The following is a 17173-nucleotide window of genomic DNA, read 5'->3' as shown; positions in this document are numbered from 1 at the left end:
GTTCACGCGAAGGGCTGTGATGCGCGGTCGAGTGCGGCTACCTCGTCGGCCGTGAGGGCGACACCGGGCGCGGCCATGAGTGCGGGCAACTGCCCGGGGCGTGACGCCGAGGCGATCGGCGCGGTGACACCCTTGGCGAGCAGCCAGGCCAGCGCGACGGTTGCGGGCTCGATCCCGCGCGCGTCGGCGATCGTCACGAGTGCATCGACGACCTCGAGTCCCGCCGCGGTCAGGTGCCCGGACACGAAGTCCTTACGGCCTGCCCCGCCGAAATCGGCAGCGGTGCGGTACTTGCCTGTGAGGAAGCCGGACGCGAGCGCGAAGTACGGGAACACTGCGACATCGAATTCACGCGCGATCGGTGCGTAGCCCTGCTCGTATTCCTTGCGGTTGATCAGGTTGTACTGGGGCTGGATCGCCACCGGGACCGTCAGGCCCTCGCGCGTGGACACCTCGAACCATTCGCGCATGCGCTCGGGAGTGAAGTTCGACAGGGCGATGTGCCTCACTCGCCCCGAACCGACGAGGGCGTGTGCGATCTGCACCTGTTCGGCGATCGACACCGCGTCATCGTCGTAGTGCGCGTAGTAGAGGTCGACGTAGTCGGTCTGCAGACGCTTCAGGGATTCGTCGAGGGCGGGGTCTACGTTCTCGCGGGACAGGCCGGGCCGGGTGGGGAGCCCGCCGACCTTCGTCGCGATGACGATCTCACTGCGGTTGCCTCGCTCGGCCATCCACTCGCCGAGCACGGTCTCGGATTCGCCGCCGGTGTTGCCGTTGGCCCACATCGAGTACGAGTCGGCGGTGTCGATGAAGTTGCCGCCGGCTTCGACGAAGGCGTCGAGGACGGCGAAAGAGGCGTCGCGGTCGGAGGTCCAGCCGAAGGTGTTGCCCCCGAGGTTGAGGGGGAAGATGTCGAGTTCGGTACGGGTTATGCGCGTCATGGGATCTCCTGGAATCGAGTATTACTTGCTGCGGAAAGTCATACTACGGAGGCTAACTTGACGCGTCAAGTGATGGGGTAGGATCGACGCATGTCGATCAACGAAGAGGCGCGCTGGCTGAACGCCGAGGAAAGTGAGACCTGGCTTTCCGTCTGGTCGATGATGGTGTGGCTGCCGGTGCGGCTCGATGCGCAACTGCGAGAGGACGCCGGCCTCAGCCACCCCGAGTATCACGCGCTGTCCCAGATCTCGATGGCTCCGGAACGGACGATCCGACTCAGTGAACTCGCAGCGGCCTCGAACATGACGCTCTCGCACCTGTCGCGAGTGATCACCCGGCTGGAGAAGGCCGGCTGGGTGCAGCGCGCTCCGGATCCGGTCGACGGCCGCTACACCCTCGGGATCTTGACCGACGCGGGCTGGGAGAAGATCCGCTCCGCAGCGCCCGGGCACGTCGAAGCGGTTCGTCGATACGTGTTCGACGCGCTCACCGAGGATCAGCGGCGCGCTCTCGGCGACGCGGCGGCGCGCATCGTCGAGGTGCTCGACCCGCCTGGTTTCGTCCGGGCTTGATCTGGCGTCCCGCGTTCAGATGTCGAGGAAGACGGTCTCGCGTCCGCCGTCCGGGGTATCCTGCAACCGGATATCCAAGGTGTAGACGGGCTTTCCGTTGCGTTCGCTGCGCTTGGCGATCAGCGTATCGCGGCGGACCTCCCACTCGATCGAACTCAGCAGGGGGTCGGCGGCGTTGGCGTCGGTCTCATCGTCGAAATAGAGCCGGGTGTGCAGACCGACGTTGATGCCGCGTGCGAACAACACCATCAGCACGTGCGGGGCCTGGGTCCTGCCGTTGTTTCCGGGCACAGCGCCGGGCTTGATGGTCTCGAACGTGTAGACGCCCGTGTCGAAGTCACCACCGGTACGACCCCACCCGCGGAACGACGGATCGACGTCCTTGTCCTGGGTGTCGCCGGGGTGGGCGTACTTGCCGTCGGCATTGGCCTGCCAGATCTCGATGAGCACGTCGCGGACCGCGGTGCCGGAACCGTCGAATACCCTTCCCTCGAGCGTGATTCGCTCGCCGCGCGTGTCGTCGGTGACGAGCACGTTGCCGAAGTTGTTCTCGAAGATGTCGAATCCGGCCTGCTGCGGCGCAAGACCGATGTGCACGTACGGCCCACCCGTCTGCGACGGGGTCTCAGGGCGACGCTGCACCATGGGCAGCGGTGTGAGCGGCTGGTTCATGGTGGCTCCCTATGCGTTCTCGAAGAAGGTGGCGCGGCGGCCCCGCAGCGTGATGTCGAACCGGTAGGCGCGGGCGTCGAACGGGGCGTCGTTCGCGGTGTCGGCCTGGGCGATCAGGCTGCGCACCTGGTCGCGGGAGGGGATGGTCGCGGCGATGGGGCACTGCTCGATCAGCGGGTCGCCCTCGAAATACGACTGCGTGATCAGACGCTGCGCCCAGCCGTCACCCATGATCGAGAAGTGGATGTGCGCGGGACGCCAGGCATTGGTGCTGTTGCCCCACGGGTACGGGCCCGGTTTGATGGTGCGAAAGAAATAGTAGCCGTTGTCGTCGGTGATCATCCGGCCGCAACCGCCGAAGTTCGGGTCGATCGGTGCGAGATGGTACGAGTCCTTCTTGTGCCGGTAGCGGCCCCCGGCGTTCGCCTGCCACGCTTCGACGAACGCGCCCTTCACGGGATTTCCGAACTCGTCGCGGACGTACCCGTTCATGATGATCCGCTCGCCGATCGGCAGACCGCCGTGCGCGAAGTTGAGGATCAGGTCGTTGTCGAGTTCGCCGAGCTCGCTTGCGGTGATCAGTGGAGCGGTCTTCTCCGACACCGTGTTCCGCGGTGAGATGAGCGCATTTCGCGGGGAACGCAGGACCGACGTGCGGTAACCCGGCGTGAGTGCCGGGGGATGCTGCCTGTGGTCGCGCTCGACGAACTCGCCGTATGCGCTTCTTCCAGCGATGCTCATGAAGCCGCTCCTGTCGTGGGCTGTGGGTTACATCCACGCTAGGTGCGCCGAACTCTCATGTAAATTGACGATTCGGGCCAAGTTGCATAACGTTTGGTAATGGAACTTTACGGCCGTATCCGGTTACGGCACCTGACCTGCTTCGTCGCGGTGGCGCACGAACGCCACGTCGGTCGCGCCGCCGAACGGCTGCACCTGAGCCAGCCCGCCGTCACCAAGACCATCAACGAACTCGAGCTCCTCGCCGGGATGAAACTGCTGGACAGAGGCCGTCACGGCGCTGTCCCCACCGCCGCGGGTGAACGCTTCCTCGACCACGCCGAACGCGTCGTCCAGGCATTCGACACCGCGGTCGCGGGATTGGCGGGCGCCGGCGAATCCGAGCACACGACCGTGCGCATCGGGGCGTTGCCGTCGGCGGCGTCGGTGCTGCTCCCCGAGGTGCTCGGAGAGCTGCGTGCGCAACACCCCGAGCTCGATGTCCGCCTCCGCACCGCCACCAACACCGAACTGCTCGCGGCGCTGCGCGCAGGCGACGTGGACGTGATGATCGGGCGGATGAGCGACCCCGACACCATGGCAGGTCTGTCGTTCGAGCTGCTCTATGCCGAGGCGCTCGCTTTCGTGGTCCGCCCCGGTCATCCGTTGGTGGGCACGCGGGCGACGTTCCCCGCGATGTGCGAATACCCGCTGGTCGTCGGGGTGGCAGGCACCGTGCCGCGGCACCACACCGACGTGCTCCTGCGCCGACACGGCCTCGAATTACCTCCGGGCACCGTCGAGACTCTCGACGTCGCGGTCGCCGCCGCATACACGCGCGAATCCGACGCCGTATGGGTGGCTCCCGAGCGCGTCCCCGGGCGGGACATCGCCGACGGGAGGCTCGCTCGGCTGCCCGTCGACACCGTCGGCACGGCCGAAACGATCGGCGTGATCCGCTCGGCTGCGGCGGCGTCCGCTATCGTCGACGACGTTGCTGCGCTGTTGCGCCGAGCCGGCCATGGCACAGTCGGTACGTGAAACCGCGCTCTGGCGCAGCTTTTCCGAGCGAACCCGATCCGATCCCGAGGTCTCCGATGTCACACCCCCACCAGGAATCCACCCGCGGGCCGTTGTTCGATCCTGTCTTCGGGGCCGACGACATGGCACCCGAGGTGTCGGACCGCGCGTGGATCGGAGCGCTGCTCGAGGTCGAGGCCGCGATCACTGCCGGCGCCGTCGGGATCGGGCGTGCGACCGAAGCGGACGCCGCTGCCGTGGCCGTTGCCGCCGCCGAACTCGCCCGCGACCTCGACCCTGCCGAACTCGGTGCCCTCGCCGCGGCGGGCGGGAATCCCGTCATCCCGCTCGTGAAGTTGCTCCGCGATCGTGCTGACGCTCCCGCGACCGCCGTGCACGTCGGCGCAACCAGCCAGGACATCATGGACACCGCGCTGGTGCTCCTCGCGCGTCGCGCGGGACGACGCATCCTCGACCACCTCGCCGCCGCCGCCGCTGCTGCCGCAGATCTCGCCCGAGCACACCGCGCGACGCCCATGATCGCGCGCACCCTCGGCCAGCAGGCCCTTCCCACGACGTTCGGTGCCCTCGCCGCCGGGTGGCTCACCGGACTCGACGACGCCCGCATCGAACTCGACCGCGCCCTCTCGGCGCTGCCCGTGCAGTACGGAGGAGCCGCCGGCACCCTCGCCGCCGTCGCACCCGACGGGATGTACTTCGCCGACGACCTCGCCGACCGCCTCGGACTCGCGCGCGCCACCATCCCGTGGCACACCGTGCGCACCCCGATGACGCGGCTCGCGACGGCGCTCGGTGTCGCGGCAGGCGCGGTGTCGAAACCCGCGACCGACGTGGTGCTCATGGCCATGACCGAGATCGGTGAGGTTTCCGAAGAGTCACCGGGTGGTTCATCGGCCATGCCGCACAAGCGAAATCCCGTGGCGGCCATCGCGGCGCGGGCAGCTGCGCGTCGTGTGCCCGGGCTCGTCGCGACCGTGTTGTCGTCTGCCGATCACGAATTCGCCCGCGCGGCAGGGGCGTGGCATGCGGAGTGGGAAGCAGTGACAGATCTGCTCCGCCTGACCGGCGGTGCCGCACATCGACTTTCCGTATGCCTCGGTGGCCTGCACGTGCACGTCGACGCCCTCGACCGCAACCTCGGGCTCACCGGAGGAGCGGTACTCGCCGAGAAGGTGGTGAGCGCACTGTCACGACACGTCGACGATGCGAGAGCCATCGTCACCGACGCTGCCGTCTCCGGAACCCCGCTCGACGCAGACCCGCGCATCACCGCGCACCTTTCGGCCGACGAACTGGCCGAACTCCTCGATCCCACCCGCTATCTCGGGCACGCCGCCGATCTCGTCGACCGTGCCCTCGCCCGACACGGAGGACTGTGATGACATCTCTCGCCTATGAACGACACGGTGATCCCGCGGCCCCCTCGGTGTTACTGCTGGGGTCGCTCGGTTCCGACCGGAGGATGTGGTCGCCGCAGATCGTGGCGTTGTCGCCGATCGCCGACGTGATCGCGGTCGACCACCGCGGGCACGGTGAATCGGATTCTGTCGCAGGTGCTTACACGGTACCGGAACTCGCCGGGGATGTTCTGACACTGCTCGACGAGCTGGGGGTCGACGCGGTGCACGTCGTCGGTCTGTCGCTGGGGGGTGCAGTCGGGCAGTGGCTCGCCGCGCATCGCCCGGAGCGGGTGCGGTCGTTGACCTTGCTGTGCACGGCCGCGGTGTTCGAGCCGGCTCAGCAGTGGCGTGACCGCGCGGAGACGGTGCTCGCCGACGGAGTGGGTTCGATTGCCGATCAGATCGTCGGGCGCTGGTTCACGGCCGATCTGGCACAACGCGACCCGGAGCTGGTCCAGCGACACGTCGCGATGGTGTCGGCGACGTCGAACGACGGGTACGCCGGCTCCTGCCGCGCCCTTGCAGAGTTCGACGGACGCGCCGACCTCGCGCGAATCGTCGCACCCACGCTCGTGATCGCGGGTGCGCAGGATCCGGCGACCCCGCCCGAGACGATGCGTGAACTCGCCGAGGGTATCGCCGATGCCGACTTCCACGTCCTCGACCCGGGCGCCCATCTGGTGAACGTCGAGCAGGCGGGTCGCGTGACCGCGCTGATCCGTGCGCACATCACCAGGTCGGAGCAGGTAGGTGTGTATCGTTCTGCAGCGGTCGAGGTGGGTATGCGGATGCGACGTTCCGTGCTCGGCGACGCGCATGTGGACCGTGCGATGTCGCAGGCCACCGCATTCACACAGCCGTTCCAGGACTTCATCACCCGCACCGCGTGGGGCGACATCTGGGCGCGTCCCGGCCTCGACCACCACACCCGACGCCTGCTCACCCTCGCGATCCTCACCGCAGTGGGTAACGAGCACGAACTCGACATGCACATCCGTGCGGCGCTGCGAGCGGGCATGGATCCCGACGAACTCATCGAGGTCTTCCTCCACACCGCGGTCTACGCGGGTGTGCCGAACAGCAACCGCGCGTTCGCGCTGGGGAAGCAGGCGTTGGCCGATCTCGGAGACTGACCTCGGGCGAGTGGCGGCCTCGAGGGAACTCAGCCGCGTCGTCGGAGCCTCCGGCAGTCAAGGTCGCCGATGCCAGCGTGCGGGGTCGATCTCGAGTGCGGCACGGTCCCAGTGGCCGAGGTCTGCGGCTGCGGCGTAGGTGGATTGGAGGAACTCGCCGACGAGGCGATCGGGATCGGCTGCGGTGCGCGCCGCCTCGTAGGGAAGTAGAAACTGCTTGTACTTGTTGCTGAAGTATGCGGCGTCGGGGTGTACCGGATGGTCGGCGAAGCCGTTCGGCTCCGGGTAGGCGTACGAATAGAACGCCCCTTCCTCTCCGCCGCCGGGCCAGAACCCGCAACTGCTCAGTTCATGTGAATATCCCTCGACCATCACCCAGTCTCCGCAGTTCGGCGCCCCGCCGGGATGGTCCGGTGCGTTGCCGCCCGAGAATCGGGTGCAGGCGAGGTCGAACGAGCCCCAGAAGAAGTGCACCGGGCTCACTTTGCCGACGAAATGCGACCGGAAGTCGTGGATTACGCGGTCTGCCTGTATAAGTTGACGCCAGAACAATCGGGCGGCTTCCGGGTCGTATTCGGTGTGATGGCCGTCCTCGGCGAACGGAATCGCGGGATCCACCTCGTTGGGGCTGGTCTGGAATTCTGGTCGGATGCCGAGATCGGCCAGGGCCGCCATCGTCTCCTGGTAGAACTCCGCGACGGCTCTTGCGGCGAGCGGCACGCTGCGCTGTTCACCGGAGCTGTGCCGGATGACGAGCGCGTTGTCCAGGAAGTCGAATTCCATCTCGAACATCCCGGTGCCGTGCGGGACGCTGCCGGTCGTGAGCCCGCGCGCACTCACATACAGCGTCACCTGCCACCAATGATTGATCAGCGGCATGTGGGACATCCGGATCTTGCCGACGATCTGAGTCCACATGTGCACGGTGTCGCGTGTGGGGGCCCAGTCGTCGACTCGGAGACTCGGCCATTCGGTGGTGTCCATCATCTCAACCTTCCCGCCTCGGTAGGTGCCCATCCGGCGCGCGGTCTCCGCCCGACGCTACCCGGTGGATCCGGTGAATCCGGCCGCAATCACGAATCGGAGGGCTCCTCGCACCTCGGCCGGACAGCGCCCGGTGTCAGCTGTGTGGCCAGCCCGTGTAGCCCTCGGCGAGGTACTGCCGTCCGTACCGCGACGACGTGACGGACGCGAGTTCGCCGAGGGCACGCTTGCGCTCGAACGGGTTCGCATCGGCGCGGGTGTGCAGCATGTTCGTCATCCAGTACGAGAAATTCTGCGCTCGCCACACTCGCGCGAGGGCGGTGTCGCTGTACCCGTCGAGTAGTTCGGGCGACTTGGTCGCGTAGAACGAGTCGATGGCCTCGAACAGCACCCGCACGTCGGCCAGTGCCAGGTTGAGGCCCTTGGCGCCGGTCGGGGGAACGGTGTGCCCGGCGTCGCCGGCGAGGAACAGGTTGCCGTAGCGCATCGGCTCGCACACGTACGAGCGGAACGGCAGCACCATCTGCTCGAAGATGCGGCCCCGCTTCAGCTGGAATCCGTCCGGGCCGTCGACACGTTTCTGCAGCTCTTCCCAGATCTGATCCTCGGTCCACACCGATGCGTCGGTTCCTGGGTCGCATTGGAAGTACATGCGTTGGACGGTGTCGCTGCGCTGGCTGATCAGGGCGAATCCGTGTTCGGAGTTGGCGTAGATCAATTCGGGTGCACTCGGCGGTGCTTCGGTGAGGATGCCGAACCAGGCGAACGGGTACTCGACGAAGTTGTCCGTGCGCACCTGCTCCGGGATCGAGCGTCGGCACACGCTCTGTGAACCATCCGCGCCCACCAGGATGTCGCAGTGGATCTCGACCGCAGTGCCGTCGACGTCGGTGAAGCGGATCTTCGGGGTGTCGGTGGTCTGGTCGAGCACTTCGGTATCGGTGACGCTGTAGCGGACGTCGCCACCGTCGCGTTCGCGGGCGTCGGCGAGATCGACGAACACCTCGTTCTGCGGGTACAGCCATACCGATTCGCCGATCAGGTCTGCGAAATCGATGCGGTGGCTTTCGCCTGCGAATCGCAGGTCGATGCCGTCGTGGCGGTGTCCTTCGGTCAGGACGCGCCCGTCGACGCCGCTGTCGGTGAGCAACCGGACCGATCCGTGCTCGAGGATCCCGGCGCGGTGGGTGTTCGCGATGGTTCCGCGATCGCGCTTCTCGACGACGATGTTGTCGATGCCGGCCTTCGCGAGGAGATGCGACAGCATCAGGCCCGCAGGGCCGGCGCCGACGATGCCGACTCGGGTGGTGTCGATCCGTGCGTTCATGTGAGCCCTCCACTGTGTGACGTGTGCCATCGAGTCTGGAGGTCTTGTTCGGAGCCACCCGCAGGGATTCTCATTGAACAAGAAAGATCAGGGTCCGTTGCCGGTCGCGCGGGCAATACCTCGCGCTGCGGCGCTGAGCACGGCAACGATCGTGTGCCGACGGGTGCCCGTGGGCACGACGACGCCGATCGACGCCACTGCCTGCTTCGACCGGTCGAGCACCGGAACCGCGATGCCGGTGGTGCCCTCGTCGAGGGCGCCGTCGAGGAACGCGTACCCGCGGGTGCGGATCTCGGCGAGTGCTCCTCGCAGTCCACCGTCGAATCGGTCGTCGATGTCGGGATGCTCACGCGAGTACCGCGCCTGACTGTGCGACGGCGAGAACGCCAGCATCGACATGCCGAGCGACGTGTCGTGCACCGGCAGGCGATTGGCGACCGACGCTTGATTGATCACCGACGCGGGCGACGAAAGACGCTCGAGAACAAGAACTTCGTCGTCCTGTAGGACGGCGAGTTGTGTGTGCTGGTGAACCACCGACTGCACATCCTGGATGAACGGCAGCGCGGCGTCGCGTAGGTCGCGGGCGGGATAGCAGCGGGTGACGAGTTCCCACAGTCGGAGTCCCGGCCGCACTTCTCCCGTCGGCTGACGGTCGAGGAACCCGCGTCGGGTCATGTCGTCGACGATGCGGTAGGCCGTTGCCTGCGGCAGGTCGGCGCGCCGTGCGAGCGCGCCGACCGTCAGCGTGGGTGTGGAGGCGTCGAATGCCTCGAGGATCCGGAGCACGCGGTCGAGTACGGAGTCGCCGGTGGGCGAGTTGGCCATGTCGACATTATGATCCACGCCGCCGTGCTGCTCCGCGTTCGGCCGGATACCTCGCCGAGATCAGGCGGCTGTGCCGATCCCTAGGACGTCGAGGTCGTGGCCGATAACGAGTTGGCCGTCGAATCCGTCGCCGCACGCCTCCCAGGTCTCGTCCGGTCGGTTACCCGGAACCATGTGCGAGAGGACGAGTGTTCCGACGCCCGCCTCCTGCGCGATCGGGCCGACGTCTTCGATGAGTGTGTGTGCCTGGATCAGGTGTTGGTAGAGACCTTCCTGTGCGTCGGTGCGAGGCTCGGGAAACAACGAGCGAGGCCATGCGGGATCGATCACTTCGTGCACGAGCACGTCTGCGCCAGTGGCCAATTTGATGAGGTTCGGGGTCGGGCCGGTGTCTCCCGAGAAGACTATCGATCCGTCGTCGGTGTCGAATCGGTATGCCAGGGCGGGAAATACCGGTGCGTGGTAGACGAGGGTCGCGGACACCTTGACGTGCTCGTCTTCGTAGAACGTGAACGGGTCCATAACCGGGCACGGATTGCCGTTCGGATCGGTGAGATACCGCGCCGGCACCGGGACGTCAAATGCCTCCCACAAATCGCTGGGATGAGGCTTGCGGTTATCGAACAGGCGGTCGTTGAAGTCGGTGGCATAAGTCTGGACCATGAGATCGGTTATCTCGCGGGTTCCAGGTGTCGGGTTCTGCGGTGCCACCGGCTCAGGGGCGGGCCCGGCGCCGAACAAGGGAGGCAGGGCGCCGCGGTTGCCAGGACCCCACACGGGGACTCTCTCGACGTGCTGAAGGCCGTTGTAAAGCCCTTCGGTCAGAATGTTGTTCAGATCGACGACATGATCGGAATGCAGGTGCGTCAGGAAGATTCCGGCGAGGGCGTCGAGCGGTCCGTCGAGATCGGTGTCGAATCGAGTGCCGAGTTCCGCTCCGCGGAGCCTTCGCATCACGCCGTGGCCTGCATCGACGAGATAATAGCGATCACCGACAACAACCGCCGAGGAGATTCCTTCGCGTTCAGAGCCAGGCCAGTACGGCGGACCGCCGGACGTTCCGAGTAGTACCAGCCTGGTTCGTTGCCCGCCGTACGGCGTTGGCCCGAATCTGCGTCCCGTTGCCGAGGCCGCTTGCTCCGAGGCGTCCGAACCTGGAGCGCACGCTGACGCTGCAACGATCGTGGCCCCAGCAGCGAAGCTGGCGAGCAGCGCGCGTCTGGAGACCCCGGCGCTATGTAGACGACCCAGAACATCACACACAGGCCACTCCTCGAGTTGGTTGGGTCACAGCATGCCGCTGTGAGTGATGCACACCATAGGGGCGCAGGATCGATGCTTCCATCCGCTGAGCGCGGCGGGTATCCGCTGAGCGCGGCGACCGATGTGGCGGTGCACGGCCTCGGGTAATCGAACCGCCGCCGCGGCCACGAAGGTCGCGCCGCCGAGCGAGGTCTCCGCGATACATCGCAAATTGGGGCTTGCAGTAATCCGGATCACCATGCATCCTAAGTGCATCCAAAAGTGTATGCAGTTAGGAGGAATCCCGGTGACTGCTCTCAACTCGCCCGAGATGCTGAACCCGCCGTTGTCTGTGTCGGACCCGAGGCACGCCGAGGCGGTCGATTTTCTGCACCACGAAGCAGAACTGCTCGACGGCCTCGAAGAGCGCACATGGCTCACCGCACTCGTCAGTCGCGACATCGTCTACCGCGTGCCCGTCCGTGAGACGGTCGAACGCGCACGTGGGCGCGGATTCCACGCGACGACCTTCCACCTCGACGAGACCTACGGATCACTTGATTCGCGCGTGACCCGGGGCGAAACCAAGTACGCCTGGGCAGAGGATCCGCCGTCGCGTGTGCGTCACTTCGTGACCAATATCAGGACGCGCGATGCCGCCGATGCCGACCCGTGTCTGCTCGACGTCAGAAGCAATCTGCTGATCTACCGCACTCGACAGGAGCAGACGACCCCGCAGCTGCTCTCAGGGGAGCGGCACGACATCCTGCGTCGGGAAGACGGACGCTGGCGTCTGCTGCGCCGGGTGGTCTACCTCGATCTCACCGTCATCGGGACCCACAACTTCTCCCTCTTCTTCTGACGAATCTCGTCCTCTACACAATCAGGAAGTGCAGCTATGAATCCTGTGATCAACAGCGGTAAGCCTGACACGAAGGTGGCGTCGACCCTCACCCCGAAGGTTCGTCAAGCGATGGACCGCATCGACGAAGGTCTGTCACGTGGTCGGATTCCTGCCGAAGTCTTCGGTAACCCGGACATCTATCAGGCCGAGCTCCGCCGAATCTTCGGTCGTGCCTGGGTGTTCATGGCACACGAGTCGGAGATAGAAGCGAACGGCGACTATGTGGTCCGCAAGATCGGCGAAGATTCGTTCGTCGTCACCCGCGACGAGCACGGGCAGATCCATGTCTTGTTCGACGCGTGCCGTCACCGTGGCGTGCAGATCTGCCGAGCGGACTCCGGTAACTCCTCTCACTTCCGCTGCCCGTACCACGGGTGGACATACTCGTCGGACGGATCCCTGGTCGGCGCACCCCTCTGGAAGAATGCCCTCTCGGGAATGAAGAAGGAGAACAGTGGTCTCGCCAAGGCCGCCCAGGTCGAATCGTTCCACGGATTGATCTTTGCGACCCTCGACCCGACTGCTCCGCCGCTGCGGACCTATCTCGGTGGCATGGCCTGGTACCTGGATCTGGTATTCGGTCTGGACAAGGACGGCGTCGAAGTTCTCGGTGCTCCACAGCGTTTCGTGGTCGACGCTAACTGGAAATCCGGTGCGGACAACTTCTCCGGCGACGACTACCATCTCGGCACCCTCCACAAGTCCGTGTGGAGTATCGGCGCGTTCCCCGTTCCGTTCAGCGAGAACATGATGGGCTATCACATCCAGGCATCACCGGGGCACTCGCTGTCGTTCTCGATGGCCGAATACGCCGACGAGCCCGGACCCAACTTCTTCGGCTTCCCCGAATCGATCGCAGAGCACTTCGACAGCGTGAACATCTCGCCCGAACAGCTCGAGGTGGCCCGCCGGTCCCGCGTATTCGTCGGCAATGTGTTTCCCAACTTCTCGATCCTCGCACTCCCGATGACCGAGGACGGTGCCAACCACGCACCTACCGGCATTCTCACCATCCGGACTTGGCAGCCCAAAGGCCCCGGACAGATCGAGATCTGGAACTGGTTCGTGGGATACAAGAACATGACGCCCGAGCAGAAGGAGCGGACGTACCACGCCGCACTCGGCACGTTCTCGCTGGGCGGTTCGTTCGAGATGGACGATACCGAGCCGTGGCTCACCGTGACCCGGACCGGTGGTTCGGTTGCCGGTGAACTTCTCGGATTCGAACTGAACTACGAGATGGGAATGCCAGGAATCGGCATGGCAACGCCGGTCTCCGATTGGCCGGGGCCCGGCAAGGTGTACTGGACGCGCTACGAGGAAGGTGTCCAACGCAACCTGTATCAGTTCTACGCCGACATGATGCGTTCCGAACCGGGCGAGTGGCCGGAGTTCGAGTTTTGAAGGCCGACAATGAGGTCCGAGACAGGTATGCGTCAGGTGGCCTGCTCGGAAATCTGACACCCGGACGCAACATCGGCGTGCTGGTGGTCGACCTGCAATACGGCTTCACCGAAACTCGGTACGCCCCAGGATTCGATCTCCACGAGGTGGTCGCGGGTACCCGAACGCTGGTCGATGCAGCACGCGAACACGGTGTACCCGTGTGGTTCACGACCATCGCCTTCCCAACGGCCGCCGATGGCCGGGGTGCCACCTGGCTGGCCAAGATGCCGGCGCTGACCGGCTTGCGAGAAGGTCACCGCAGCACCCTGATCGATGATCGTCTCGGCATGCGTCCGGACGAAGGCCTCGTGGTCAAACAGACCGCTTCGGCGTTCGCGCACACCGACCTTGCGAAGCAACTGCACGGATCCGGAATCGACACGATCGTCGTTGCCGGAGCCACCACCTCCGGCTGTATTCGGGCCACGATCGTGGATGCCTGCGCCGCAGACATCCCCGCATTCGTGGTCCGCGAATGCGTGGGCGACCGTGAGGAAGCACCTCATGACGCGTCGCTCTTCGACATCGAGGCGAAATACGGAGATGTCGTCTCACTCAACGAAGCACTCGACCTTGTCAGGGGAAAGCCATGACAACATCGATCGACACGGCTCTGTACCGAGCTCCCTCGCTGGACACACCCGCCCGGGTGGTGGGCTCCACACCGCCACGGCTCGTGCTGCCGGGTATCGACAGCACCGACTGGGGACTGCAGAACGAACGTGAACTCGGCTACTTCGGCGAACCGATCGACGGGCCCGACTTTCTCATCGAACTCGAACGCTCGGGCCTGCGAGGACGTGGTGGCGCCGGATTTCCCGCACACCTCAAGTGGGCTACGGTCGCAGCGGCACCCGGACCGAAGGTCGTTGTTGCCAACGGGCACGAAGGGGAGCCGGCCTCGCTGAAAGACACCTGGTTGCTCACGCGCAGACCACACCTCGTACTCGATGGGCTTCTGCTGGCAGCTGCGACGGTCGGAGCAGACGAAGCCATTGTCTACGTGTCTCGGCCGGAGGCCGTGGCCGCAGTGGAGCGCGCGATCGACGAGGTTCGCACGGCAGGACTCATCCCCGAGAACCTCCGGGTCAGCGTGCATCGCGCCGAGCACACCTATGTCGCGGGTGAGGAGTCCGCGGTGTGCCGGTCGATCGGCGGGTTTCCCGCGAAACCGACCAGTAAACCGCCGCGCCCTTTCCAGCAGGGAGTGCACGGTCTGCCCACGTTGATCAGCAACGTCGAAAGCCTTGCGCATGCTGCGTGGATCCGGGTGCACGGCGCCGAGGAATTCGCATCGGTCGGGAGTGCCTCCTCGAAAGGAACAGCGTTGTTCACTCTCACCGGCGCATGCGCCTCGCCGGGCGTGTTCGAGATGTCGTTGGGATTGCCGCTTCTCGACCTCGCGTCTGCCGGTGGGATGGTGACGCCGATGACGGGTGTGCTCATCGGGGGCTGGTTCGGGGGGATCCTCACCGGGGATCATGGCGCGACGCTGTGCTGCTACGACGCGGTACGCGCGATCGGGAGCGGTCTGGGATGCGCTGCCGTCACCGTGCTCGGCCCCGACGACGACATCATCGAGATGGCAGGCGAGCTCAGTGCCTGGTTCCAGCACGAATCCGCGATGCAATGCGGAACGTGTGTGAGCGGCACGAACGCGATCGCGCGTGCGTTCCGGCAAGTACTTCGCGGCGACGACGATCCGTCCCACAGGCAGAACCTGATGCGCTGGGGAGCGACGACACCCGGACGCGGAGCATGCGGCTTCATCGATGGGGCCTTTACGCTTGCCCGCACTGCGGGAGCCGAACTCGCTCGGCGGAAGGATAATTCGAACGAGGGAGTGCTTCCGTGAAAGTCGATCAGGAGATCGAGGTCATGAAAGTAACTGTCGACGCGACGAAGTGCGACGGCTACGGCATCTGTTTCGATGTCTGCCCGTCTGTGTTCCGGTCGGACGAGTGGGGTTATGCCGTCGCAGCCGGAGACGGAACAGTGTCGCACGAGGATCGCCAGAAGGCGCGGCGTGCGATCTCACTGTGCCCGGAACAGGCTATCCGCGAGATCACCTGACGCACCGCGTCCGCCCAATAGTCTACGAAGGAGTTCATCGTGTATCTCGGTCTCGACAAAGGAATCGCACTGGTCACCGCGGCATCCCGCGGAATCGGGCGGGCGACTGCCGAACGTCTCGCGATGGAAGGCATGACGGTCATCGTGGCATCGCGCAGCGTCGGAAGTGAACGCGAGGACCTCGGTGAAGGACATATCGTTCCGATCGAGGTAGATCTTGCTGATGCGGATGCCACTGCAGCTCTTGTCGATACAGTTGTCGATGCATACGGAAGCCTCGAAGTCGCCGTGCTGAATACACCGGGACCCCGCATCGTCCCCGCACTCGGCACGTCGTGGTCGGACTGGCAGGCCGCACATGATCTGCTGCTGCGCCCGGTCGTCCAGCTCGGCACTGCCGCAGCGAAACAGATGCAGAAGCAACGGCACGGCTCGATCGTCCTGATGTCATCGACCTGGGTGCGTCAGCCCGCCGCGGGCGGCGTGTTGTCGTCTGCATACCGCTCGGCCGCGTCGGCATTCGTGAAGACACTTGCGAACGAAGTGGCTTCCGACGGTGTGCGCGTCAACCAGGTGATGCCCGGCGCGACCGGAACAGCCCGCATGCACGGCATCGTCGAGATGAAGGCTCGCAACAACGCCACCGCGGTCGACGACGAGATCGCAATGGTGGTGCAGGACATTCCCCTCGGCCGGTGGGCGGAGGCGATCGAGATCGCGGACACGGTCGCGTTCCTGGCTTCCCCCCGGGCCGCATTCATCACCGGCACGTCGCTGTCCGTGGACGGCGGCGCAGTGCGCGCTGCGCACTGACAACCGAGCCGGCTACAACGATACGAGGAGCAGACATGCCGAAAACCCTGACCGAGAACTTCGTCGAGCAGTTCACTCTGTGTAAGGTGACTGCGGACGAAACCGTCGGTATCATCGCAGAACTCGGGCAGAAGGACGAGTATGTTGCCGCTGCAGTGGCTGCGGCCCGACAGATCGGAGCCGGAGTACTCGTACTCCACGCCTCGAGCCTGTCCAGTCCGAATCTGCCGCCCTATGCAGCCGACGGACGAGAAGTCGCACCCCTTCTGGCTGCCGCAGGTGAATGCGACTTCGTCGTCGACGTCACTGTCGGCGGATTGATCCACTCCGACGTTCGCACGCGAATCACAGGAAACGGCAAGCGTATGCTGTTCGTCGCAGAGCCGAACGATGTCCTCGAGCGTCTATCGGGCAATGCAGAACTGCGGTCCGCGGTCGAGGCCGGCGGCAACCGCCTGCGATCAGGAAGAACCCTTCGCGTCACCAACCCTGCAGGCATGGATCTCACCGCCGATATCTCGGGCGAGGATCTGCCGATCACCCACCAGTGGGGATACGTCGATGAACCCGGTCGTTGGGATCACTGGCCTTCCGGATTCGTCGCCTGCTTCCCGCATGACCGGACCGCGGAAGGCCGGATCGTTCTCCAACCGGGAGACGGCCTCATCCCGTGGCAGCGCTACGTGCGCGACACGGTGACGCTCGAGGTGGAGAAGGGATTCATCAAGAGCGTGTCCGGAAACGGTGCCGACGCACATCTTCTCAACGACTACTTCGAGGCGTGGAACGACAGTGAAGTCTGGGCACTGAGCCATATGGGCTGGGGCCTGCTCGAGCGTGCTCGATGGTCGGCCTTCGACGTCTACGATCCCCGCACTCTGTACGGGCAGGAGCTGCGGTCCACGGCCGGAAATTTCATGTGGTCGACGGGGTCCAATCGCTTCGCCGACCGCGAGACCCCGGCGCACCTCGACATCCCGATGCGAGGCTGCACTGTCGAGATCGACGGTGTCGCGGTGGTGCGCGACGGCATCATTGTCGCCGACTGAATGCGAGCGTCCCCGAACCGGATC

The 17173-nt window shown here is 65.3% G+C and carries 18 protein-coding genes; 11 read left to right on the top strand and 7 right to left on the bottom strand.

Annotated elements, in window-relative coordinates:
- Nucleotides 1-2: 2 nt before the first annotated feature.
- Nucleotides 3-944 (bottom strand): aldo/keto reductase, encoded by a 942-nt coding sequence (locus Q7514_RS22885; RefSeq protein ID WP_330135555.1) that lies wholly within the window; start codon nt 942-944, stop codon nt 3-5.
- 90 nt (nt 945-1034) lie between these two features.
- On the opposite strand from Q7514_RS22885, the gene Q7514_RS22880 reads away from it, so the two are divergent.
- Entirely contained in the window at nt 1035-1517 is a 483-nt protein-coding gene (locus tag Q7514_RS22880) for a MarR family winged helix-turn-helix transcriptional regulator (protein ID WP_330135554.1), read from the top strand.
- Nucleotides 1518-1532: 15 nt separating this feature from the next.
- Here Q7514_RS22880 and pcaG read toward each other — a convergent pair whose 3' ends face one another.
- Nucleotides 1533-2189, bottom strand: coding sequence for a protocatechuate 3,4-dioxygenase subunit alpha (gene pcaG / locus Q7514_RS22875; RefSeq protein WP_330135553.1), 657 nt, complete (start codon nt 2187-2189; stop codon nt 1533-1535).
- A 9-nt stretch (nt 2190-2198) separates the two neighbouring features.
- Nucleotides 2199-2930 carry a protocatechuate 3,4-dioxygenase subunit beta gene (pcaH, locus tag Q7514_RS22870; RefSeq protein WP_330135552.1) on the bottom strand — a complete coding sequence of 244 codons (732 nt, stop codon included), beginning with the start codon at nt 2928-2930 and terminating at the stop codon, nt 2199-2201.
- A 99-nt stretch (nt 2931-3029) separates the two neighbouring features.
- On the opposite strand from pcaH, the gene Q7514_RS22865 reads away from it, so the two are divergent.
- From Q7514_RS22865 to pcaDC, 3 genes are read left to right on the top strand one after another with little or no spacing between them, the layout of a single operon-like run.
- On the top strand, nt 3030-3950 hold the full coding sequence (locus tag Q7514_RS22865) for a LysR substrate-binding domain-containing protein (protein ID WP_330135551.1): 921 nt from the start codon (nt 3030-3032) through the stop codon (nt 3948-3950).
- A gap of 56 nt (nt 3951-4006) precedes the next feature.
- The gene (locus tag Q7514_RS22860; RefSeq protein ID WP_330135550.1) at nt 4007-5329 is read left to right on the top strand and encodes a lyase family protein; all 1323 of its coding nucleotides are present in this window, start codon (nt 4007-4009) and stop codon (nt 5327-5329) included.
- Nucleotides 5329-6483, top strand: coding sequence for a bifunctional 3-oxoadipate enol-lactonase/4-carboxymuconolactone decarboxylase PcaDC (gene pcaDC, locus Q7514_RS22855; protein WP_408016162.1), 1155 nt, complete (start codon nt 5329-5331; stop codon nt 6481-6483). Before Q7514_RS22860 ends, pcaDC begins: the two co-directional genes overlap by 1 nt.
- A 57-nt stretch (nt 6484-6540) precedes the next feature.
- Here pcaDC and Q7514_RS22850 read toward each other — a convergent pair whose 3' ends face one another.
- The 4 genes from Q7514_RS22850 to Q7514_RS22835 all read right to left on the bottom strand — a co-directional run bounded on the left by Q7514_RS22850 (nt 6541) and on the right by Q7514_RS22835 (nt 10696).
- Complete coding sequence (locus Q7514_RS22850) at nt 6541-7467, bottom strand: DUF5996 family protein (RefSeq protein WP_408016166.1); 927 nt, start codon at nt 7465-7467, stop codon at nt 6541-6543.
- A 136-nt stretch (nt 7468-7603) separates the two neighbouring features.
- Nucleotides 7604-8794, bottom strand: a complete 1191-nt coding sequence (locus Q7514_RS22845; protein ID WP_330135547.1) for a 4-hydroxybenzoate 3-monooxygenase — start codon at nt 8792-8794, stop codon at nt 7604-7606.
- Nucleotides 8795-8881: 87 nt separating this feature from the next.
- Complete coding sequence (locus tag Q7514_RS22840; RefSeq protein ID WP_330135546.1) at nt 8882-9622, bottom strand: IclR family transcriptional regulator; 741 nt, start codon at nt 9620-9622, stop codon at nt 8882-8884.
- A gap of 60 nt (nt 9623-9682) precedes the next feature.
- Nucleotides 9683-10696: an MBL fold metallo-hydrolase gene (locus Q7514_RS22835; RefSeq protein WP_330135623.1), complete on the bottom strand. Its 1014-nt coding sequence runs from the start codon at nt 10694-10696 to the stop codon at nt 9683-9685.
- A 475-nt stretch (nt 10697-11171) separates the two neighbouring features.
- Between Q7514_RS22835 and Q7514_RS22830 the strand changes: the two genes are divergently transcribed.
- The 7 genes from Q7514_RS22830 to Q7514_RS22800 are packed head-to-tail and all read left to right on the top strand — an operon-like array spanning nt 11172 to nt 17149.
- Nucleotides 11172-11726 carry an aromatic-ring-hydroxylating dioxygenase subunit beta gene (locus Q7514_RS22830; RefSeq protein ID WP_330135545.1) on the top strand — a complete coding sequence of 185 codons (555 nt, stop codon included), beginning with the start codon at nt 11172-11174 and terminating at the stop codon, nt 11724-11726.
- 36 nt (nt 11727-11762) lie between these two features.
- The gene (locus tag Q7514_RS22825; protein ID WP_330135544.1) at nt 11763-13172 is read left to right on the top strand and encodes an aromatic ring-hydroxylating oxygenase subunit alpha; all 1410 of its coding nucleotides are present in this window, start codon (nt 11763-11765) and stop codon (nt 13170-13172) included.
- Nucleotides 13169-13807, top strand: a complete 639-nt coding sequence (locus Q7514_RS22820) for an isochorismatase family protein (protein WP_330135543.1) — start codon at nt 13169-13171, stop codon at nt 13805-13807. The genes Q7514_RS22825 and Q7514_RS22820 overlap by 4 nt, the downstream gene beginning before the upstream one ends.
- A complete protein-coding gene (locus Q7514_RS22815) occupies nt 13804-15069 on the top strand; it encodes an NADH-ubiquinone oxidoreductase-F iron-sulfur binding region domain-containing protein (RefSeq protein WP_330135542.1) in 1266 nt (421 codons plus the stop codon). The genes Q7514_RS22820 and Q7514_RS22815 overlap by 4 nt, the downstream gene beginning before the upstream one ends.
- On the top strand, nt 15066-15287 hold the full coding sequence (locus Q7514_RS22810) for a ferredoxin (protein ID WP_330135541.1): 222 nt from the start codon (nt 15066-15068) through the stop codon (nt 15285-15287). The genes Q7514_RS22815 and Q7514_RS22810 overlap by 4 nt, the downstream gene beginning before the upstream one ends.
- A 39-nt stretch (nt 15288-15326) precedes the next feature.
- Nucleotides 15327-16100 (top strand): SDR family oxidoreductase, encoded by a 774-nt coding sequence (locus tag Q7514_RS22805; RefSeq protein WP_330135540.1) that lies wholly within the window; start codon nt 15327-15329, stop codon nt 16098-16100.
- 35 nt (nt 16101-16135) lie between these two features.
- Nucleotides 16136-17149: a hypothetical protein gene (locus Q7514_RS22800; protein ID WP_330135539.1), complete on the top strand. Its 1014-nt coding sequence runs from the start codon at nt 16136-16138 to the stop codon at nt 17147-17149.
- Nucleotides 17150-17173 lie beyond the last annotated feature (24 nt).

It is taken from the genome of Rhodococcus artemisiae (assembly GCF_036327795.1).
In the GTDB taxonomy this organism is placed as follows: Bacteria; Actinomycetota; Actinomycetes; order Mycobacteriales; family Mycobacteriaceae; genus Rhodococcus; species Rhodococcus artemisiae.
Note: the sequence above shows the minus strand (reverse complement) of the source record. Positions and strands in the feature narration are given on the sequence as shown.